The sequence below is a fragment of the Pseudomonas sp. FBCC-B545 genome, from assembly GCF_059134095.1.
Window position 1 is genome coordinate 6097135 of record NZ_CP101441.1, and the last position, 24423, is coordinate 6121557.

6 protein-coding genes and 1 pseudogene are annotated in these 24423 nt (G+C 59.2%); 3 read left to right on the forward strand and 4 right to left on the reverse strand.

Annotated features, from left to right (window positions below; all coding sequences use genetic code 11):
• Positions 1-228: 228 nt before the first annotated feature.
• The 3 genes from NMB39_RS28010 to NMB39_RS28020 are packed head-to-tail and all read right to left on the reverse strand — an operon-like array spanning position 229 to position 5136.
• Positions 229-1593 carry an HlyD family type I secretion periplasmic adaptor subunit gene (locus NMB39_RS28010; RefSeq protein ID WP_198721300.1) on the reverse strand — a complete coding sequence of 455 codons (1365 nt, stop codon included), beginning with the start codon at positions 1591-1593 and terminating at the stop codon, positions 229-231.
• Positions 1583-3739, reverse strand: coding sequence for a type I secretion system permease/ATPase (locus tag NMB39_RS28015; protein WP_057025722.1), 2157 nt, complete (start codon positions 3737-3739; stop codon positions 1583-1585). Before NMB39_RS28015 ends, NMB39_RS28010 begins: the two co-directional genes overlap by 11 nt.
• Positions 3740-3780: 41 nt before the next feature.
• Complete coding sequence (locus tag NMB39_RS28020) at positions 3781-5136, reverse strand: TolC family outer membrane protein (protein ID WP_046070313.1); 1356 nt, start codon at positions 5134-5136, stop codon at positions 3781-3783.
• 335 nt (positions 5137-5471) lie between these two features.
• Here NMB39_RS28020 and NMB39_RS28025 point away from each other — a divergent pair.
• The 3 genes and pseudogenes from NMB39_RS28025 to NMB39_RS28035 form a co-directional block, all read left to right on the forward strand.
• Positions 5472-5910, forward strand: a pseudogene (locus tag NMB39_RS28025) (retention module-containing protein); the annotation flags it as partial.
• Positions 5911-6032: 122 nt separating this feature from the next.
• Positions 6033-21905, forward strand: a complete 15873-nt coding sequence (locus tag NMB39_RS28030; protein ID WP_494343375.1) for a LapA family giant adhesin — start codon at positions 6033-6035, stop codon at positions 21903-21905.
• Between the two features lie 151 nt (positions 21906-22056).
• A complete protein-coding gene (locus tag NMB39_RS28035) occupies positions 22057-22395 on the forward strand; it encodes a hypothetical protein (RefSeq protein ID WP_057025710.1) in 339 nt (112 codons plus the stop codon).
• Between the two features lie 70 nt (positions 22396-22465).
• Here NMB39_RS28035 and lapD read toward each other — a convergent pair whose 3' ends face one another.
• Complete coding sequence (gene lapD / locus NMB39_RS28040; protein ID WP_494339770.1) at positions 22466-24418, reverse strand: cyclic di-GMP receptor LapD; 1953 nt, start codon at positions 24416-24418, stop codon at positions 22466-22468.
• Positions 24419-24423: the final 5 nt, after the last annotated feature.

Sequence of the window (24423 nt, forward strand, 5' to 3'; positions counted from 1 at the left end):
TGATCAATTGGGAGTGAACTGGGCGCAATCCTAGCAGGCTTTACCGGTTCAGAAAGGCGCATCCCCCTGGATAGTGGTGCGGTACAGCTTGCGGCGCAGATGGCTCGGGCTCCAAGGTGATGCTGATGGCCCTATCGGGGGCAAGCCCCCTCCCACACTTGAATTGTGAACGCAGTCAAATGTGGGAGGGGGCTTGCCCCCGATGAGGCCGGCACAGGCGCTGGAGATCTACCGCTCGTGCAACGCCTCGGCCCGCGCCTTGATGATTGGCTTGAGCAGGTAACTGAGGATGCTTTTCTTGCCGGTGATGATGTCCACCGAGGCAACCATGCCCGGGATGATCAGCAGCGGCTTCTCATCGGTGCCCAGGTGGCTGCGGTCGGTGCGCAGGGTGATCATGTAATAGGTGGTTTTCTTGTCTTCATCGGTGATGGTGTCGGCACCGATGCGTTCGAGCTTGGCCTTGAGGCCGCCGTAAATGGTGTAGTCATAGGCAGTAAACTTGACCACCGCTTCCTGCCCTGGGTGCAGGAAGGCGATGTCTTGCGGACGGATCTTGGCTTCCACCAGCAAGGTGTCGTTCAACGGCACGATTTCGACCATGTCGCTGCCTGGTTGGATGACGCCACCGACGGTGTTGACCAACAGCTGCTTGACGATCCCACGTACCGGCGAGGTAACCAGGGTGCGACTGACGCGGTCTTCCAGGGCGCGACCGGTGGATTCGGCCTTGTTCAGCTCGGTACGGGCTTCGTTGAGCTGGGTCAGGGCTTCACTGCGGAATTTGCCGCGGGTTTCGTCGATCTTGCGCTGCACTTCCTTGATCGCCGACTCGGCGCGAGGGATCGCCAGGGTGGTGGCGTCCAACTGGCCGCGGGTTTCCATTTCGGCGCGCTTGAGGCGCAGCACTTCCACCGGGGACACCGCGCCCTGGGCCACCAGCGGCTCGGACATGTTGATTTCCTGGCGTTGCAGGGACAACTGGCTGCGGTACTGGCCCTGCTTGGAGGTGAACTCGCGCAGTTCTTGCTGGCGCTGTACCAGTTGCTCCTGCAAGCCGCCGACTTCGTCTTTCAATTGCTGGCGCCGGCTTTCATACAGGGAGCGCTCGTTGGCGGCCTGGCTCGGCGCGGCCTTGAGCACGTCGTCGGGGATGGTCAGCGGGCGATCATCCACCTGGGCACTGAGGCGCTCCACGCGCAGTTGCATGGCCAGGCGCAGGGCTTCGGTTTCCCCAGCGTTGGAGACAAACCGCGTATCGTCGAGGCGGATCAATGGCGCACCGGCTTCGACGATCTGGCCTTCCTTGACGTACAGCTCGGCGACGATACCGCCTTCCAGGTTCTGGATTTTCTGCAACTTGGACGACGGAATCGCCTTGCCGTCGCCACGGGTCACCTCGTCGATCTGGGAAAACCCTGCCCACACCACCAGGAACACGAAGAACCCGATGATCGCCCAGATGGTCAGGCGGATGACCCGCGGCGCATCTTCGATCAGGGCTTTGTTGACCTCGGGCAAGGGCTGACCCTGCAGCGAGTCGGAACCTTTGAAATAGCGCCCGACCGCACTCTTGATGGAGTTAAGCAACACTGATCTGCCCCTTTTTCAACGCTTCCATGACCACGGCTTTCGGGCCGTCCGCGAGAATCTGTCCACGGTCGACCACCAGCAGGCGGTCCACCAGGGAGAGCAGTGAGGCGCGGTGCGTGACCAGAACCACGGTCTTGTTTTGCACCACGGCCTGCAGGCGTTGCTTCAAGCGTTCTTCACCGGTGTTGTCCATGGCGCTGGTGGGCTCATCCAGCAGCAGCATGGGCGGGTTGAGCAGCAGCGCTCGGGCCAGGGCGACGTTCTGGCGCTGGCCGCCGGACAAGTTCTGCCCACGCTCGCCGACTTGCAGCTCGTAACCTTGGGGGTGCAGGCGGGCGAATTCGTGCACGCCGGCCAGTTCGGCGGCTTGCAGGACCATTTCGTCCTCGACGTAGCGCGCCCCCGATACCAGGTTGTCGCGCAAGGTGCCGGCGAGCAATTGGATGTCTTGGGCAACGTAGCCAATGTTGTGGCGCAGTTCGCTGACGTCGATCTGGCGTACGTCCACGCCGTCCACCAGCAGGGCGCCGGAGTCGGGCTGGTACAGGCCGACGATCAATTTGGCCAGGGAGCTTTTGCCCGAGCCGCTGCGGCCGATGATGCCGATTTTTTCCCCGGGCTTGATCACCAGGTTGATGTTTTTCAGCGCCGGGTTCTGTTGGTTCGGGTAGGTGAAATTCAGGCCCCGGCACTCGATGGCGCCTTGCAGGGTACGGCGGCTCATGGGGCGCTCGTCGAAATTGCGCTCCTGGGGCAGCTCCATCATCTGGTCCACCGAGGTCATGGTGACCTTGGCTTGCTGGTAGCGCGTCAGCAGGCCCGACAGCGACGCCAGCGGGCTCAGGGCGCGGCCACTGAGCATGTAGCAGGCAATCAGGCCGCCCATGCTGAGGTTGCCGTCGATGATCTGGTACACGCCGAACACGATCATGATCACGCCGGCCAATTGCTGGATCAGCAGGGTCATGTTCATCGACAGGCCCGACAGCAACTTCACCCGCAGCTCCAGCCGGCTCAGGGTACCGATGGTCTGTTCCCAGCCGTATTGGCGCTCGCTCTCGGCATTGTTGACCTTGACCGCATCGAGCCCGGCGAGGGTCTCGATCAGGCTCGACTGGCGCTCGGCAGCCAGGGCCATGGTGCGTTCCATGGTTGCCACCAAGGGCTTTTGCAGGGCATAGCCGATGCCCAGGGCAAGCGGGAACGCCAGCACCGGCACCCACACCAGATGCCCGCCGAGGATGGCGATCACCAGGAAGATCAGCAAGGTAAACGGCAGGTCGATCAGGCTGGTGAGGGTCAGCGACGCAAGGAAGTCGCGCAGGCTTTGAAACTCATGGATGTTCTGGGCGAAGCTGCCGACCCGTGCCGGGCGGTACTTCATGGACATGCCGACGATGCGTTCGAACAGCGTGGCCGAGATGATCAAGTCGGTTTTCTTGCCGGCCAGGTCCAGGCACAGGCTGCGCAGACTCTTGAGGACAAGGTCGAACAGGTACGCGCCGCAGATGCCCACGGCCAGCACCCACAGGGTGGCGGTGGCCTGGTTCGGCACGACGCGGTCGTATACGTTCATCACGAACAGCGGCGCAGCCATGGCGATGATGTTGATCAGGAAACTGGCGGCGATGGCGTCGGTGTAGAGCCAGCGCGAACGCATGAGGGTGTCACGGAACCACGACCGCGCCCGTGGAATCAGGCTGCCGTGGTTGACGTCGAATTTGTGTTGCGGCTGGGCGAAGAAGACCTTGCCGATGTAATCGTCGACCAATGCTTCGCGTTTGATCAGCACTTCGCCGCCGTCGCTTTCGCTGAGCAGGATCCGTGCTTCATCCTCGCCTTCCCAGCCGACCAGCACGGTACTGCGACCGTCCTTGAGCAACAGCAGCGCCGGCAATGCAATCGTGGGGATCTGCTCCAGCTTGCGTTGCAGCAGCCGGCCTTGCAGCCCGGCCCGTGCAGCGGCACGCGGCAACAACTCGGCGCTCAAGCGTTGCGAGGGCAGCGGCAGGCCGGTAGTGAGCATGGCCGCGCTGGCCGGTTTCTGATGCAGGGCGCAGAGCGCCAACAGCCCGTCGAGCAACGGGTCGTCATGCAGGGCGCGTGGATCATGACTGAGATGAACTCGACTGCTTTCAGGTTCCACGCGGTGCACTCTCGACTAACAGATGGGGCTATTGGGGTGGCTCAATTCATCCCAGGCAGTTGGACTTTAGGTTTCACGTCGTTCTGTACGACGGAAGCCATTGGTGCGACCACTCCCTGGCTCTTGAGCAATTCACCCATGGTCGCCTTGATTCGATACTGAGTAAATAACTGAATGTTCTTGATTTCTTCCAGGCGGCGGGAAGCGGTGAACAATTCATTTTCGCTGTCGAGCAAATCCAGCAGGGTGCGTTGACCGAGGCTGAACTGTTGCTGGTAGGAGGTGCGTACACGGGAGCTATGGTCCACATATTGCTGAGCCACTGGCAATTGCGCATTGGCGTTGTTCAACGCGTTCCAGGCCAAGCCTAGCTCTTCATTGAGTTGGCGCAAGGCGTTGTTGCGGATATCCAGGGCCTGGTTGGCCTGGTAGGACTTCGATTGCAGGTCGGCCTTGTTGCTACCGCCGGCGAACAGGTTGAAGCGCATGCGCACCATGGCTTCCCAGCCGTTGCTGTGGTTCGGATCACCGGAGACGTTGTTGTCGGCGTTGGTGCCAAGCTCAGCGTCAAAGCGTGGGTAGAAGCTGGATTTGGCGGCTTCGTACTGTTTTTCGGCGGCGGAGATATCCGACTCGGCCGAACGCAGGACAGGGCTGTTGTCGAGCATCTGGCGACGGGCTTCATTCAGGTCCGCCGGCAGCATGGCCATGAACGGCGCCGGGCGCTCGAGCTGGTCGGGCATCTGGCCGACGGCGCTGAGGTAGTTGGTTTGCGCGTCTGCCAGGTTGGTCTGCTCGGTGATCAGGTTGTTGCGGGCCTGGGCCAGGCGCGCTTCGGCTTGGTCCTGGTCGGCACCGTTGCCGACGCCGCGCTGGGTGCGCAACTTGATCTGATCGTAGATGCGTTCGTGATTGCGCAGGTTGTCTTCAGCCAGGCGCACGAACTCACGGCGGGTCAACACTTCCAGGTAGACCTGGGCAACTGTCAACGCCGTACGCTCGGACGTACCCAGCAAGGAGTAGGCACGGGCATTAACGTTGGCTTGTTGACGCCCGACTTCGCTGGAGGTGGCGAAACCGTCAAAAATCATTTGCTGCAGGCGCAGGCTGGATTCGCCGCGGTTGAGCGTGTCCCAGTGGTTGCCGCTGGGGTTGTTGGCGCGGGAGGTGGCGTTGTCGGTCCCTTGGCGGCCATAGCCGGCGTTCAGGTCGACTCGCGGCAGGTAGCCACCTTGTGCGGCGCGCAGTTGATAGTCAGCAGCGATGCGGCTGTTAACACCTGCCTGGATTTCCGGGTGCACATCCAAGGCCTGTTGCATGGCTTGGGGCAGCGTCTGGGCTTGTACGAAACTGGCGGCGAGAACGAACGGAATTGCCTTGAACAGGTGCAGGCGCATTTAAAAATTTCCCCAAGACTTCTTGTCTCAAATCACAGCGATTAGCACCGCTGCGTCGGATAATGGCTACCGTAATGACCGTACGTCGGAAAGTTCAAAAAACGGAACTGCTTCACACATGTAGGACGGTTCGCCGCTTAAATATCAATGTGACATTACGGAAGCGATTGTTTAGGATGGCGGCCATAAGGTCAATAGTTTGGCACAAACTAGATCACTAAAAAATCTAGCCAAATATTTGACGTCAATCGCTTTATAGACTACGTCCTCCAATTGGCAGCCCTAATTGCGCGCTGCAAAATGGAATTTCGAACGAATCGCCGGAGAAAATTTTAATGAGCAGTGTTGTTGCCATCGTCAAAAGCATTGTTGGTCAAGTTTTCGTTATTTCTCCGGAAGGCACTCGTCGCGTCCTTATTGAAGGTGATCGCTTGTTCGCAGGCGACCAGGTCGACACTGGCATGTCGGGCGCAGTGAGCCTGGAACTGGCCGACGGCCGTATCCTGGACCTGGGCCGGGACACTCAGTGGAGCGCCGATCTACCGGACTCCAGCGTCGACCTGGCCGCTGCCACGGAGCAGGCTGCGCCGTCGGTGGCCGAGCTGCAACAAGCCATCGCCGCCGGTGCCGACCCGACCACCGATCTGGAAGCCACGGCCGCAGGTGCAACCGCTGCCGGTAATGGCGCCGCGGGGGGTGGTCACAGCTTCGTGGTGCTGGACGCTACCGCCGGCCGTGTCGACCCGACCATCGGCTTCCCAACCGGCCCTCTCGGCCAGGGCACCTCGACACTCAACGCGTTGGCCGGCGCACCAGGTACTGCTGATTCCGGCTTGGCGCTGCAGCCCGCGACCCTGTCCCTGAGCGCAACCCCCACCATCACCGAAGCCGGCGGTGTGCTGACCTATACCGCCACCGTTACGCGGCCCTCCACCAGCGACCTGACCGTGACCTTGTCCAATGGCGCGGTGATCACCATCCCGTCCGGCCAACTGACCGGCACCGTTAATGTGCCCCTGGCCCCCAACGACAGCCCCTACATCGATCCAAGCCAGATCAGCGTCAGCGTTACCGGTACCAGCGGCGGCGGCAACCTGGTGTTGACCCTCGACCCTAACCCGGCCGTGACGCAGATCACCGACACCATCGACACCACCACCGTGACGCTGACCGCAGGCGATACGGTGACCGAAGGTGGGCAGATCACCTACACCGCCACCTTGACCAACCCGGCGCAGACGCCTGTCACCGTCACCTTGAGCAATGGCTCGGTGATCACCATCAAGGCGGGTGAATCGACGGGCACTGTGGTGGTCGACACCCCGGCGAACGACGTCTACAACAACGGTTCGACTGTCAGCACCACCATTACCGGTGCAACCGGCGGCAACTTCGAAAACCTGGTGCCGAGCACGACGCCTGCGATCACAACCATTACCGATTCGGTCGACACCACCACCGTCACGCTGACCGCTGGCGAAACCGTGACCGAAGGTGGACAGATCACCTACACCGCAACCCTGACCAATCCGGCACAAACGCCTGTCACCGTGACCTTGAGCAATGGCTCGGTGATTACCATCAAGGCGGGCGAGTCAACGGGCACCGTGGTGGTCGATACCCCGGCTAACGACGTCTACAACAATGGTTCGACCGTCAGCACCACCATTACCGGTGCAACCGGCGGCAATTTCGAAAACCTGGTGCCGAGCACCACGCCTGCAGTCACCACCATTACTGATTCGGTCGACACCACCACCGTTACCCTGACAGCCGACGGCAACGTCACTGAAGGCGGCCAGATCACCTACACCGCCACCCTGACCAACCCGGCGCAAACTCCTGTCACCGTCACCTTGAGCAATGGCTCGGTGATCACCATCAAGGCCGGCGAGTCGGCGGGCACCGTGGTTGTCGATACTGCGGCGAACGACGTCTACAACAATGGTTCGACCGTCAGCACCACCATTACCGGTGCAACCGGCGGCAATTTTGAAAACCTGGTGCCGAGCACCACGCCTGCGGTCACCACCATTACTGATTCGGTCGATACCACCACCGTCACGCTGACCGCTGGCGAAACCGTGACCGAAGGCGGGCAGATCACCTACACCGCGACCTTGACCAACCCGGCGCAGACGCCTGTAACTGTCACCTTGAGCAATGGCTCGGTGATCACTATCAAGGCGGGCGAGTCCGTCGGCAGCGTGGTCGTGGACACGCCACCCAATGACGTCTACGTCAATGGCAGCACCATCAGCACGACCATCACCGGCGCGACCGGCGGCAATTTTGAAAGCCTGGTACCGAGTACCACACCGGCGGTCACTACGGTTACTGATTCGATCGACACCACCACCGTGACGCTGACGGCACCGACCGAGGCGAACGAGGGTGGACAGGTTACGTATACCGCTACGCTTTCCAATAAAGCGGGCACTGACGTAACGTTGAAACTCGACAACGGCTCGTCGATCACCATTAAAGCGGGCGATACCGTGGGCACCGTGACTGTGCCTGCACCGACCGATGACGTGTTCATCGATAAGAGCACCCAGACCGTCCAGATTACCGAGACTACTGGCGGCAACTTCGAAAAATTGGAAGTGGCAGGCAACGGCGCAACCACGACGATCAATGACACCATCGACAAGGTCGATGTGGTTCTGAGCGCTACCACGACTGTCGGCGAAGGCGGCAATATCGTCTACACCGCCAGCCTTGTGGATAAAAACGGCGTGCCGGTGACTAACATCACCAATCCATTGACTGTCACTCTGGATAACGGCCAGAGCATTACCATCGGCGTGAATCAGTCGAGCGGCAGTGTTTCCGTCTTGGCGCCAGATGATGTGTACAAAGGCGATCAAACCGTCACTACCGCTATCAAAGGCGTAACCGGCGGCGAACACTTTGAAAATCTGGTTCCAGGTACTGCGGCGGTTAACACCACCGTTACCGATACTCCCGATACTGATAACACCACGACTGTCACGCTGACCGCGCCTAGCGCGGTGAACGAAGGTGGCCAGATCACCTACACCGCGACCTTGAGCAACAAGGCCGGTACTGACGTCACCTTGAAGTTGGATAACGGTTCGTCGATCACCATCAAGGCCGGCGATACCGTTGGAACGGTGACTGTTCCGGCGCCTACCGATGACGTGTTCGTCGACAAGAGTACCCAGACCGTCCAGATCACTGAGACCACTGGCGGTAACTTCGAGAAGTTGGAAGTTGCAGGCAACGGCGCGACTACCACGATCAACGACACCATCGACAAGGTCGATGTGGTGCTGACCGCCACCACCACCGTGGGCGAAGGCGGCAACATCGTCTACACCGCCAGCCTTGTGGATAAAAACGGCGCGCCGGTGGCTAACATCACCAACCCGCTGACCGTCACTTTGGATAATGGCCAGACCATCACCATTGGTGTGAACCAGTCGAGCGGCACCGCTACTGTTGTGGCTCCGGATGATGTGTACAAAGGCGACCAAACCGTCACCACCGCTATCACAGGCGTCACTGGCGGTGAGCACTTCGAGAATTTGGTTCCAGGGACCGACAAAGTCACTACGACTGTGACTGATACTCCAGGCACCGACAACACCACGACTGTCACGTTGACTGCGCCAAATGCCGTTAACGAAGGTGGCCAGATCACCTACACCGCGACCTTGAGCAACAAGGCCGGTACCGACGTCACCTTGAAGTTGGATAACGGTTCGTCGATCACCATCAAGGCCGGCGATACCGTTGGAACGGTGACTGTTCCGGCGCCTACCGATGACGTGTTCGTCGACAAGAGTACCCAGACCGTCCAGATCACTGAGACCACTGGCGGTAACTTCGAGAAGTTGGAAGTTGCAGGCAACGGCGCAACCACCACGATCAACGACACCATCGACAAGGTCGATGTGGTTCTGAGCGCTACCACGACTGTCGGCGAAGGCGGCAATATCGTTTACACCGCCAGCCTTGTGGATAAAAACGGCGCACCGGTGACCAACATCACCAACCCGCTGACCGTAACCTTGGATAACGGCCAGAGCATTACCATCGGCGTGAATCAGTCGAGCGGCACTGTTTCGGTCTTGGCGCCAGATGACGTCTACAAAGGCGACCAAACCGTCACCACCACCATCAAAGGCGTGGCTGGCGGCGAGCACTTTGAGAACTTGGTCCCAGGGACTGATAAAGTCACCACAACTGTGACTGACACTCCGGGTACCGATAACACCACCACCGTCACACTGACTGCACCAAGCGCTGTTAACGAAGGTGGCCAGATCACCTACACCGCCACCTTGAGCAACAAGGCCGGCACCGACGTCACCTTGAAGCTGGACAACGGCTCGAGCATCACGATCAAGGCGGGCGACACTGTCGGCACCGTGACCGTCCCTGCACCGACCGATGACGTGTTCATCGACAAGAGCACCCAGACCGTCAAGATCACTGACGCTTCTGGTGGCAACTTCGAGAAACTGGAAGTTGCAGGTAACGGCGCGACCACCACCATCAACGACACCATCGACAAGGTCGATGTGGTCCTGAGTGCAACCACCACCGTCGGCGAAGGCGGCAACATCGTCTACACCGCCAGCCTTGTGGATAAAAACGGCGCGCCGGTGGCTAACATCACCAACCCGCTGACCGTCACTTTGGATAATGGCCAGACCATCACCATTGGTGTGAACCAGTCGAGCGGCACCGCTACTGTTGTGGCTCCGGATGATGTGTACAAAGGCGACCAAACCGTCACCACCGCTATCAAAGACGTAACCGGCGGCGAACACTTTGAAAATCTGGTTCCAGGTACTGCGGCGGTGAACACCACCGTCACCGATACTCCGGGTACCGATAACACGACGACGGTGACGTTGACTGCACCAAGTGCTGTTAACGAAGGTGGCCAGATCACCTACACCGCGACCTTGAGCAACAAGGCCGGTACCGACGTCACCTTGAAGCTGGACAACGGCTCGAGCATCACGATCAAGGCGGGCGACACTGTCGGCACCGTGACCGTCCCTGCACCGACCGATGACGTGTTCATCGACAAGAGCACCCAGACCGTCCAGATCACTGAGACCACTGGCGGCAACTTCGAAAAACTGGAAGTGGCAGGCAACGGTGCGACCACCACGATCAACGACACCATCGATAAGGTCGATGTGGTTCTGACCGCTACCACGACTGTCGGCGAAGGCGGCAATATCGTCTACACCGCCAGCCTTGTGGACAAAAACGGCGCGCCGGTGACTAACATCACCAACCCGCTGACCGTCACTCTCGATAACGGCCAGTCCATCACTATTGGCGTGAACCAATCCAGCGGTTCTATCTCGGTTGTGGCACCGGATGATGTGTACAAAGGCGATCAGACCGTCACTACCGCTATCAAAGACGTAACCGGCGGCGAACACTTTGAAAATCTGGTTCCAGGTACTGCGGCGGTTAACACCACCGTTACAGATACCCCGGGCACTGACAACACCACGACTGTCACGCTGACTGCGCCAAACGCCGTTAACGAAGGCGGCCAGATCACCTACACCGCGACCTTGAGCAACAAGGCCGGTACCGACGTCACCTTGAAGCTGGACAACGGCTCGAGCATCACGATCAAGGCGGGCGACACTGTCGGCACCGTGACCGTCCCTGCACCGACCGATGACGTGTTCATCGACAAGAGCACCCAGACCGTCAAGATCACTGACGCTTCTGGTGGCAACTTCGAGAAACTGGAAGTTGCAGGTAACGGCGCGACCACCACCATCAACGACACCATCGACAAGGTCGATGTGGTCCTGAGTGCAACCACCACCGTCGGCGAAGGCGGCAATATCGTTTACACCGCCAGCCTTGTGGATAAAAACGGCGTGCCGGTGACTAACATCACCAACCCGCTGACAGTCACTCTGGATAACGGCCAGAGCATTACCATCGGTGTGAATCAGTCGAGCGGCAGTGTTTCCGTCTTGGCGCCAGATGATGTGTACAAAGGCGATCAAACCGTCACTACCGCTATCAAAGACGTAACCGGCGGCGAACACTTTGAAAATCTGGTTCCAGGTACTGCGGCGGTGAACACCACCGTCACCGATACTCCGGGTACCGATAACACGACGACGGTGACGTTGACTGCACCAAGTGCTGTTAACGAAGGTGGCCAGATCACCTACACCGCGACCTTGAGCAACAAGGCCGGTACCGACGTCACCTTGAAGCTGGACAACGGCTCGAGCATCACGATCAAGGCGGGCGACACTGTCGGCACCGTGACCGTCCCTGCACCGACCGATGACGTGTTCATCGACAAGAGCACCCAGACCGTCAAGATCACTGACGCTTCTGGCGGCAACTTCGAGAAGTTGGAAGTTGCAGGCAACGGCGCGACCACCACCATCAACGACACCATCGACAAGGTCGATGTGGTGCTCACCGCCACATCCACTGTCGGCGAAGGCGGCAATATTGTTTACACCGCCAGCCTTGTGGATAAAAACGGCGCGCCGGTGACTAACATCACCAACCCGCTCACCGTCACCCTGGACAACGGAAAGACCATCACCATCGGTGTTAACGAATCCAGCGGCACTGTTTCCGTCTTGGCGCCAGATGATGTCTACAAAGGCGACCAAACCGTCACTACCGCTATCAAAGACGTAACCGGCGGCGAACACTTTGAAAATCTGGTTCCAGGTACTGCGGCGGTGAACACCACCGTCACCGATACTCCGGGTACCGATAACACGACGACGGTGACGTTGACTGCACCAAGTGCTGTTAACGAAGGTGGCCAGATCACCTACACCGCGACCTTGAGCAACAAGGCCGGTACCGACGTCACCTTGAAGCTGGACAACGGCTCGAGCATCACGATCAAGGCGGGCGACACTGTCGGCACCGTGACCGTCCCTGCACCGACCGATGACGTGTTCATCGACAAGAGCACCCAGACCGTCAAGATCACTGACGCTTCTGGTGGCAACTTCGAGAAACTGGAAGTGGCAGGCAACGGTGCGACCACCACGATCAACGACACCATCGATAAGGTCGATGTGGTTCTGACCGCTACCACCACCGTCGGCGAAGGCGGCAACATCGTCTACACCGCCAGCCTTGTGGATAAGAACGGCGCGCCGGTGACTAACATCACCAACCCACTGACTGTCACCCTGGATAACGGAAAGACCATCACCATCGGTGTTAACGAATCGAGCGCTAGCGTTTCGGTTGTTGCACCTGATGACGTCTACAAAGGCGATCAAACCGTCACCACCGCCATCAAAGGCGTGACCGGCGGCGAGCACTTTGAGAACCTGGTTCCAGGGGCCGATAAAGTCACCACGACTGTGACTGACACCCCAGGCACCGATAACACCACTACCGTGACGCTGACTGCGCCGAGTGCCGTTAACGAAGGTGGTCAAATTACGTACACCGCCACGCTTTCCAACAAAGCAGGCACTGACGTCACGCTAAAACTCGACAATGGTTCGAGCATCACGATCAAGGCGGGCGACACTGTCGGCACCGTGACCGTCCCTGCACCGACCGATGACGTGTTCATCGACAAGAGCACCCAGACCGTCAAGATCACTGACGCTTCTGGCGGCAACTTTGAGAAGTTAGAAGTTGCAGGCAACGGCGCAACCACCACCATCAACGACACCATCGACAAGGTCGATGTGGTCCTGAGTGCAACCACCACCGTCGGCGAAGGCGGCAATATCGTTTACACCGCCAGCCTTGTGGATAAAAACGGCGTGCCGGTGACTAACATCACCAATCCATTGACTGTCACTCTGGATAACGGCCAGAGCATTACCATCGGCGTGAATCAGTCGAGCGGCAGTGTTTCCGTCTTGGCGCCAGATGATGTGTACAAAGGCGATCAAACCGTCACTACCGCTATCAAAGGCGTAACCGGCGGCGAACACTTTGAAAATCTGGTTCCAGGTACTGCGGCGGTTAACACCACCGTTACCGATACTCCCGATACTGATAACACCACGACTGTCACGCTGACCGCGCCTAGCGCGGTGAACGAAGGTGGCCAGATCACCTACACCGCGACCTTGAGCAACAAGGCCGGTACTGACGTCACCTTGAAGTTGGATAACGGTTCGTCGATCACCATCAAGGCCGGCGATACCGTTGGAACGGTGACTGTTCCGGCGCCTACCGATGACGTGTTCGTCGACAAGAGTACCCAGACCGTCCAGATCACTGAGACCACTGGCGGTAACTTCGAGAAGTTGGAAGTTGCAGGCAACGGCGCGACTACCACGATCAACGACACCATCGACAAGGTCGATGTGGTGCTGACCGCCACCACCACCGTGGGCGAAGGCGGCAACATCGTTTACACCGCCAGCCTTGTGGATAAAAACGGCGCGCCGGTGACTAACATCACCAACCCGCTGACCGTCACTCTGGATAACGGCCAGAGCATTACCATCGGCGTGAACCAGTCGAGCGGCACTGTTTCCGTCTTGGCGCCAGATGATGTCTACAAAGGCGACCAAACCGTCACCACCACCATCAAAGGCGTCACTGGCGGCGAGCATTTCGAAAATCTGGTTCCGGGGACCGATAAAGTCACGACGACTGTGACTGACACCCCAGGCACCGATAACACCACTACCGTGACGCTGACTGCGCCAAATACCGTTAACGAAGGCGGCCAGATCACCTATACCGCTACGCTCTCCAATAAAGCGGGCACTGATGTAACGCTGAAACTCGACAACGGTTCGAGCATCACCATCAAGGCCGGTGACACCGTCGGCACTGTGACGGTCCCTGCACCGACCGATGACGTGTTCATCGACAAGAGCACCCAGACCGTCAAGATCACTGACGCTTCTGGCGGCAACTTCGAGAAGTTGGAAGTTGCAGGCAACGGCGCAACCACCACCATCAACGACACCATCGACAAGGTCGATGTGGTCCTGAGTGCAACCACCACCGTCGGCGAAGGCGGCAATATCGTTTACACCGCCAGCCTTGTGGATAAAAACGGCGTGCCGGTGACTAACATCACCAACCCGCTGACCGTCACCCTGGACAACGGCAAGACCATCACTATCGGCGTGAACCAAAGCAGCGGTTCTGTCTCGGTTGTTGCTCCGGATGATGTGTACAAAGGCGACCAAACCGTCACCACCGCCATCAAAGGCGTGACTGGCGGCGAGCATTTCGAAAATCTGGTACCGGGTACTACGGCGGTCAACACCACCGTTACGGATACACCGGGTACCGATAACACCACGACGGTTACGCTGACTGCGCCAAACGCCGTCAACGAAGGCGGCCAGATCACCTACACCGCGACCTTGAGCAATAAGGCCGGTACCGACGTCACCTTGAAGCTGGACAACGGCTCTTCGATCACCATCAAGGCTGGCGACACCGTCGGCACCGTGACCGTCCCAGCGCCCACCGATGACGTGTTCATCGATAAGAGCACCCAGATTGTCAAGATCACCGAAACCACTGGCGGTAACTTTGAGAAGTTGGAAGTTGCAGGCAACGGCGCGACGACCACGATCAACGACACCATCGACAAGGTAGATGTGGTGCTCACCGCCACATCCACTGTCGGTGAAGGCGGCAATATTGTTTACACCGCCAGCCTTGTGGACAAAAACGGCGTGCCGGTGACTAACATCACCAACCCGCTCACCGTTACCCTGGATAACGGCAAGACCATCACTATCGACGTGAACCAAAGCAGCGGTTCTGTCTCGGTTGTGGCACCGGATGATGTGTACAAAGGTGACCAAACCGTCACCACCGCCATTAAAGGCGTGACCGGCGGCGAGCATTTCGAAAACCTGGTCCCTGGCACTACCGCGGTGAACACCACCGTTACGGATACTCCGGGCACTGACAACACCACGACGGTCACGTTGACTGCGCCGAGCGCCGTTAACGAAGGTGGTCAAATTACGTACACCGCCACGCTTTCCAACAAAGCAGGCACTGACGTAACGCTCAAACTCGATAACGGCTCAAGCATCACCATCAAGGCTGGCGACACCGTCGGCACCGTGACCGTCCCTGCACCCACCGATGACGTGTTCATCGATAAGAGCACCCAGACGGTCCAGATCACTGAGACCACTGGCGGCAACTTCGAAAAATTGGAAGTCGCAGGCAACGGCGCAACCACCACGATCAACGACACCATCGACAAGGTGGACGTGGTTCTGACCGCCACCACGACTGTCGGCGAAGGCGGCAATATCGTCTACACCGCCAGCCTTGTGGACAAAAACGGCGTGCCGGTGACTAACATCACCAACCCGCTCACCGTTACCCTGGATAACGGCAAGACCATCACTATCGGCGTGAACCAAAGCAGCGGTTCTGTCTCGGTTGTGGCACCGGATGATGTGTACAAAGGTGACCAGACCGTCACCACTGCGATCAAAGGTGTCACTGGCGGCGAGCATTTCGAAAATCTGGTTCCAGGTACCGATAAAGTCACCACGACAGTGACTGACACACCGGGTACCGACAACACCACCACCGTGACCCTGACGGCTCCGTCTGAGGCAAACGAAGGTGGACAGATCACCTACACCGCCACCTTGAGCAACAAGGCCGGCACCGACGTCACCTTGAAGCTGGACAACGGCTCGAGCATCACGATCAAGGCGGGCGACACTGTCGGCACCGTGACCGTACCGGCGCCTACCGATGACGTGTTCATCGACAAGAGCACCCAGACCGTCAAGATCACTGACGCTTCTGGCGGCAACTTTGAGAAGTTGGAAGTTGCAGGCAACGGCGCGACGACCACGATCAACGACACCATCGACAAGGTCGATGTGGTGCTCACCGCCACATCCACTGTCGGCGAAGGCGGCAATATCGTTTACACCGCCAGCCTTGTGGATAAAAACGGCGTGCCGGTGACTAACATTACCAACCCGCTGACGGTCACTCTCGATAACGGCCAGTCCATCACTATCGGCGTGAATCAGTCGAGCGGCACTGTTTCGGTCTTGGCGCCGGATGACGTCTACAAGGGTGATCAGACCGTCACCACCGCCATCAAAGGCGTGACTGGCGGCGAGCATTTCGAAAATCTGGTTCCAGGGACCGATAAAGTCACCACGACTGTGACTGACACCCCGGGCACCGACAACACCACGACTGTCACGCTGACTGCACCAAGCGCTGTCAACGAAGGTGGCCAGATCACCTACACCGCCACCTTGAGCAACAAGGCCGGTACTGACGTCACGTTGAAGCTGGATAACGGCTCGTCGATCACCATCAAAGCAGGCGACACCGTCGGCACCGTGACCGTCCCGGCGCCTACCGATGACGTGTTCATCGATAAGAGCACCCAGACCGTCAAAATCACTGACGCTTCTGGCGGCAACTTTGAGAAGTTAGAAGTTGCAGGCAACGGCGCAACCACCACGATCAACGACACCATCGACAAGGTCGATGTGGTGCTCACCGCCACATCTACTGTCGGCGAAGGCGGCAATATCGTCTACACCGCCAGCCTTGTGGATAAAAACGGCGTGCCGGTGACTAACATTACCAACCCGCTCACCGTCACCCTGGATAACGGCAAGACCATCACTATCGGCGTGAACCAAAGCAGCGGTTCTGTCTCGGTTGTTGCTCCGGATGATGTGTACAAAGGCGACCAAACCGTCACCACCGCCATCAAAGGCGTGACTGGCGGCGAGCATTTCGAAAATCTGGTACCGGGTACTACGGCGGTCAACACCACCGTTACGGATACACCGGGTACCGATAACACCACGACGGTTACGCTGACTGCGCCAAACGCCGTCAACGAAGGCGGCCAGATCACCTACACCGCGACCTTGAGCAATAAGGCCGGTACCGACGTCACCTTGAAGCTGGACAACGGCTCTTCGATCACCATCAAGGCTGGCGACACCGTCGGCACCGTGACCGTACCTGCACCGACCGATGATGTGTTCATCGACAAGAGCACCCAGACGGTCAAGATCACCGAAACCACTGGCGGCAACTTCGAGAAGTTGGAAGTTGCAGGCAACGGCGCAACCACCACGATCAACGACACCATCGATAAGGTCGATGTGGTTCTGACCGCCACCACCACTGTCGGCGAAGGCGGCAATATCGTCTATACCGCCAGCCTTGTGGATAAAAACGGCGTGCCGGTGACTAACATCACCAACCCGCTCACCGTCACCCTGGATAACGGCAAGACCATCACTATCGGCGTTAACCAGTCCAGCGGCACAATCACCACCGTCGCGCCAAATGATGTCTACAAGGGCGACCAGACCGTCACCACGGCAATCAAAGGCGTGACCGGCAGCGAACATTTTGAAAATCTGGTGCCAGGCACGACTGCGGTGAGCACCACCGTGACCGACACCCCGGGCTCCACCGATCTGACCACCGTCACCTTGACCGCCCCGACGGCCGTCAACGAAGGTGGCCAGATCACTTACACCGCGACCTTGAGCAACAAGGCCGGCAGCGACATGGTGGTCCAGCTCGATAACGGTTCCAGCATCACCATCAAGCAGGGTGCAACCGCGGGCACTGTCACCGTCCCTGCACCTACCGATGATGTGTTCATCGACAAGAGCACCCAGACCGTCAAGATCACCGGCACTACTGGCGGTAATTTCGAGGGTGTAAGCATCACCCCGGGCGGCGCGACCACCACGATCAACGACACCATCGATGACGTGACCGTTGTACTCAAGGCCACTGGCTCGGTCAGCGAGGGCGGGCAGATCGTCTATACCGCGTCCCTGGTCGACAAGAACGGCGTGGCTGTGAACAACGTTGGCTCCGACCTGGTGGTAAGGCTGGATAACGGCTCGACCATCACCATCGGCAATGGCAAGTCCACCAGCTTCATCACCGCAACCGCGCCTAACGATGCGTATGTCGGCGCCAATGACGTCACCACCAAAATCACCGGCGTGGTCAGCGGTGGCGACAAGTACGAACACTTGATCCTCGATGGCAGCACCGTGGTCACCAAGGTGACGGATGTAGTCAACAACACCACCATCGGCATCACCGGCGACGCGTCGGTGACTGAAGGCGGCACGGCACACTACACCCTGACGCTGAGCAACCCGCCGCTGACCGACGTAACCGTGACGCTCAAGTACAGCGGCACCGCCACCGACGGTTCGGACTTCAACGGCGTGTACACCGTGAAGATCCCGGCCGGCTCCAGCAGCGTGCCGTTTGATATCCGCACACTCGACGACAAGATCACCGAGCCAACGGAAAAGATCGTCATCACCATCGACAAGGCCACCGGGGGCAACTTCGAAAACCTGGTGGTGGGCAATGGCAGCGTCAGCACCGATATCATCGACAACGATGCGCCGCCGGTCATCGACCTGGATGCCAACAACTCCAGCGGCGCCATCGGAGCTGACTTCAAAACCACCTTCACCGAAGGCGGCACTGGCGTGTCGATTGCTGACACAGACGTCAAGATCACCGACCCGGACAGCACGCAGCTGACCGGCGCCACCGTGGTACTGACCAACAGCCAGCCAGGCGACTCGCTGAACTTCAGCGGCGTGACGGGCATCAACGTGACCCCGAGCACCGACCCTGTCACCGGCAAAATCACCTTGACCCTGACCGGCACGGCGTCGCTGGCCGACTACATGCAGCAGATCAAGAACATCACGTTCACCAATAACAGCCATGACCCAAGCACCACGCCACGCACGATTACCGTGAGCGTGACCGATGGTGGCAACTACTCCAACGTCGCGACCACCACCGTCAACGTGGTGGCCGTTAACGATGCGCCAGTGGCCACCGGCGGTGCCGTGACCGGTACGGAAGACACCGCGCTGGCCTTGACCTGGGCCAACTTCGGCGTGACCGATGTGGACTCGCCACAAGCCAGCCTTAGCGTGAAAATCACCGAACTGCCGGTAGCCGGCAAACTGCAGTTCCTGGCGGCGGACGGCAGCACCTGGACCAACGTGTCCAGCGGCCAGACCTTCACCAAGGCCCAGATCGACGGCGGCCAGTTGCGCTTTATGCCTAACGCCAACGAATCAGGCGCCGATGGTTATGGCGGCACCGGCATTGGCAACAAACAGGCCGATTACGCGCAGTTCAAGTTCCAGCCTAGCGACGGCAAGGACCTGGGTACGACAGCTACGGTGAAAGTCGATATCACCCCGGTGGCCGACGCACCGACCCTGAACGTGGCCGATAACAACGTCGCCTCGACCGGCCTGGTCAAACAGGGCTGGAACAGCATTGCCGGCCTCGGCAACAACGGCAACGGCGCTGCGCCAGACGTACTGAAAAAAGCCATCGATAACGCCGGTACACCGAACAGCACTTCTGTGGTGACCAATGTCGAATCCGTCGATAACGTCAATGCTGGCTCTGGCTCCAAGATTTCCGGCCTGATCTACATGGAAGCCGGCAAGAGCTACACCTTCAGCGGCATCGCCGATGACAGCGTAGTGGTCAACGTTGGCGGTAAAGACATTGCCAGCGGACTGTGGGGCACCAACAGCGGCAAGTTCAGCGGCTCGTTCACGCCATCGGTCAGCGGCTATTACAGCCTTGAGATCTACCAGGCCAACCAGGCTGGGCCTGGCAGTTTTGACGTCAACCTGTCGGTCAACGGCGGGGCTGTGCAGAACTTGAGCACCAGCACCGTGCCGCTGTACACCGGCATCACCGACCTGACCAACGCCGGTGTCACCGTGTCCGACCTGCATGGCAGCAACGGCGACGGTTACTACGTGGGCTACAAGCTCAACGAAGGCCAGGAAAACGGCACCGTGAAGCTGTCCAAGGTCACCACGGCGCTGACCGACACCGACGGTTCGGAAACCCTGAGTGTGAAGATCAGTGGCATCCCGGCAGGCTCGGTACTCACCGACGCGTCGGGGCACACCTTCACCGCGAGCAAGGCCACGGGCGAAGTCAACGTCACCGGCTGGGACCTGGGCACCCTGACCATCAAGCCGCCGACCTACTACAGCGGCCAGTTCAACCTGACGGTCACTTCGACCTCCACCGAAAGCATCGGTGGTTCGGCCACCACCACCGCGCAATTGCCCGTCACGGTGCACCCGGCGACCTATAACCCGGTTACCGGCACCTCGGGCAGCGACACCATCAACGGCACCGATGGCAACGACATCGTCGTGGCCGATGTCGGCGGCCTGAACGTGGTGCAAGGCAAGAACTACAACATTGCGTTCATGATCGATACATCGGGCAGTATGGGCTCGGCCTCAATAGCAGCGGCGAAAGCCTCGCTGACCACCACGTTCAACTCGCTGAAAAACAGTATCGGCTCCAGCACCTCTGGCACCGTGAATATCTTCCTGGCGGACTTCAGTGACCAGGTCAATCGCACGGTGACAGTCGACCTGAAAGACCCAGGCGCGCTGAATTCGCTGCAGAAAGTCCTGGATTCCATGGTATCTACCGGCGGGACCAACTACGAAGACGTGTTCAAGGCCGCGTCCAACTTCTTCAAAAGTGCCCAGGCGACTGGCAACACTGGCGCGATCAATACAACGTACTTCATCACCGATGGTCAGCCGACGTTTTACCAGGGGGCCGAGCAGACCAACCCGTACTTGTACGGCAACGTCAGGCTCGATGATGTTGTCACCATGAACAACTACACCATAGGTACCGCCACCCGGATCAACATCGACTCGAATCACTTAATTGATATCGACTCTGTTGGCAAGGTAACCCTGTGGACCAACAACTGGTGGGGCTGGGGGCAGTCCAACCCGGGAACAATCCATGCCCAAGGGGATGGCACCTATGAAATATCGGTACAAGGCGGCCTCGGGTACGATACCGACTACTCCACCACCCTCAACTCCAACAGCGCGTTCGCACTGCTCAAAGGCCTGTCCACAGGTGGCGTAGAAGCCATCGGCCTCAACAGCGGGGTCAGCCTGAATCAGTTGGCGCCGTACGACAGCGATGGCAAACCGCAAGCCAATATCGATCCGAAGGACCTGGCCAACGCGATCCTCGGCCACACCGAGGCGACGTTGCCTGGCGCAGACACCGTCATCGGGGGCGATGGCAACGACATCCTCTTCGGCGACCTGGTGAGCTTCAGCGGGATCAACGGTGAGGGTTACAACGCACTGCAGGCGTTCGTGGCGCAGAAGACCGGCGTAACCGTCTCTTCGGTGACCGCCTCCAACGTTCACCAGTACGTGACCGAGCACTACGTGGACTTCGATGTGTCCGGCGCCAAGGATGCCAACGACACCCTGCTGGGCGGCGCTGGCGATGACATCCTGTTCGGCCAGGGCGGCAACGACCTCCTGGACGGCGGCAAAGGCAATGACATCCTGCTGGGCGGTACCGGCAACGACACGTTGATTGGCGGCCAGGGCAACGACATTTTGATCGGTGGTTCGGGTGCCGACACCTTTGTGTGGAAAGCCGGTGACATCGGCAACGATGTGATCAAGGACTTCAAGGCTTCGGAAGGCGACCGGATTGATCTGCGTGACTTGTTGAAAGGTGAGACCGATAGCACCATCGACAATTACCTGAAGATCACTACGGTAGATGGCGTGTCGACCCTGCAAGTCAGCAGTGAAGGCAAGCTCAACGCTGCCGGTGGCGTGGCCAATGCCGATGTGACAATCAAGCTGGAAGGCAATGATTGGTCCCATGTCAGCATCAACTCGCTGATCACTGGCGCCGACCCAACCATCAAGATCGACCATAGCTAAGACGCAATTGATCGGCCGCCTTCCCAGGCGGCCGATTTTTTTGCCTCATGGGCCGCTGGCCCTGGCGGACGGTGCGTCGCATACTCACGCCCATACACGCAGCGTTGGCCTATGCTGTTGAACGCATGTGGCTCATATTCGAGGGGTTCTTATGTTTTACGTGCAACGTGATGCGCTGGGCGCGCTGATTCGCGTAGAGGCTACCGCCTTTGTCGAGTCCACCGAAACCCTGCCGGCCGATCACCATGAGATCCAGGCCTGGTACGCCAACGAAGTGGTGGAAACCAGCCTGGCACAGCTCAAGCAGAGCGACTTGGAGATGATCCGGGTACTGGATGACTTGATCCAGGTGCTGACCCGCAAAGGAGTAATCAGCGTGACCGACCTGCCGCCGGCAGCCCAGGCCAAGTTGATGGACCGTAGCCACGCGCGGGAAGCGTTGGGTGGGTTGAGCCAGTTGATCGATGATGACGAGAAAGGGCTTATCTGAGCCCTGGAGCCGAACCCTTATTTAAATGTGGGAGGGGGCAAGCCCCCTTCCACATTTGAATGTCCTGATGTCAGTGTGATTTCCAGGGCGCAGGCTCGCCAAACAGCTGACCCTGCACACCAAAAATCCCCATCTCGCGAATCACCTTCAACTCGCCCTCGGTCTCCACACGCTCGGCAATCAACGGCAGATCGATGCTGTGGGCTGCGCGCTGAATAGCTTCGATAAACAGGCGTTTGTCACTTTCCTGGTCGATGGCGCGAATATAGCTGCCATCGATCTTCAAGTACGCCAGGCCCAGGCGCGCCAGGTTGCCAATCATGCTGAAGCGCCCACCGAAACGTTGCAGGCTCAGGGAGAAACCCAACTCGCGCAGGCGCTGGGTCATCTGTTCCAGTACGTGCTGTTCAGGCAGTTGCTCTTCACCGATCTCCAGAGTGAGGCGCGGGCCCAGGTTGCTGTGCTGGCGTAGCAAGTCATAAATCCGGTTCAGCGCCTGGGTGTCCTGCAAGGTTGCGGCTGAGAGGTTCAGCGCCAGGTTATGGCTGTGGTTGGCCATCTGCTTGAGTACTTGCTCGAGCATCAGGCGGTCCAGACGGGCCGACCAGCCAAAGCGTTCCAACCAGGGCAGGAAGCGCCCGGCCGGTATTGTGTGGCCGTCTTCGTCCTGCAGGCGCGACAGGACCTTGTAGTGCAAGACCAACTGTGTGTCCTGGCTGGCAACGACGGGTTGGAAGTACAGCTCAAAGCGCTGTTGGGTCAGGGCCTGGTCCAACAACCTGTGCCAGGCATGATGATCGTCACCGACGCTGGCGGCGGCGCTGTGGTCCAGGCATACCCAACTGCTGTCACCCTGCGCTTCCGCCTGTGCCAGGGCCTGGTCGGCCAGGGTCAGCAGGGTTTGGGGCGCGTCGCCATGGTTGAACGGCGCCAGGCCGATATAGGCGACCGGCGTAACATCGCTGGCACCGGTCGCTTGCAGGCTGAGCAAGGTGCTTTCGAGGTTTTGCGCCAATTGCAGCGCTTCCTCACGCATCAAACCCGGCGCCAGCACGGCGAACTCGCCGCCGCGGATACGAGTGACGAGGTTATGGGTTTCCGGATAGGGCTCGCACTGGCGCAGCAGTTGTTCGCCCACCGCTTGCAGCAGCTGGTCGGTGCGCTGGCCGCCCAGACGCTGGTTGAGGCCCGCCAGGTCCTTGACCCGCAGCAACAGCAGGTAGCCGGAATTGGTCTCTTCAGGGTTACTCACGCGGGCGTTGAGTTGCATCTCGAAATAACGTCGATTGGCGAGGCCAGTCAGGTTGTCCTGATAGGATTCGGTGCGCAGTTTTTCGCTACGTTCGGCCTGTTCCTGGAACAGCGCCTTGAGCTTTTCAACCATCTGGTTCATGGCCTGCACCACCCGACGCAGTTCCGGCGTGCGCGGCAAATCAGGCAGGCTGAGGAACTCCCGACGGGCAATGGCATGGGACTGTTTGACCATATAGTCCAACGGCTTCAATTGCCGGCGCAGCAACAGCCCACCTAGCACCACGCTCACCGCGCCGCACAGCAACAACCAGCCAAGGCTACCCAACGCGCTCTGCCAGAGTTTGGCCAGGGCAAACATCGGATGGCTGACTACCTCGACCCGCGCCGCCTGCTCCCAGCCTCGGCTGACCAGGGCATCGCCACCTGCCGGCTCCAGGCCGATCAACTTCACGAACCAGTTGGGCACTCCGTTGTTGTCAGGAATACCGCTGCGCTCGACGATGGTTTTGTCGGTGGCCAGGTCCACGACGCGGATGCTGGCGTAGTAGCCGCTGTCGAAGATCGAACTGACCAGCAGCTCCACCATGGCCGGGTCGTCGATATTCGGGGTCAGCGACAGCGCCAGCGCCGTCGCCGCATCCTGGGCATGGGAGCGCAGCTGGTTGATGTATTGGGTGCGCGAGCTTTCCAGGCTGACCATAAAGCTGCCGCTGAAGGCGACCACCAGGAACAGACAGATAGCGATCAATAGTTGTTTGAACAGGGACATCCGAT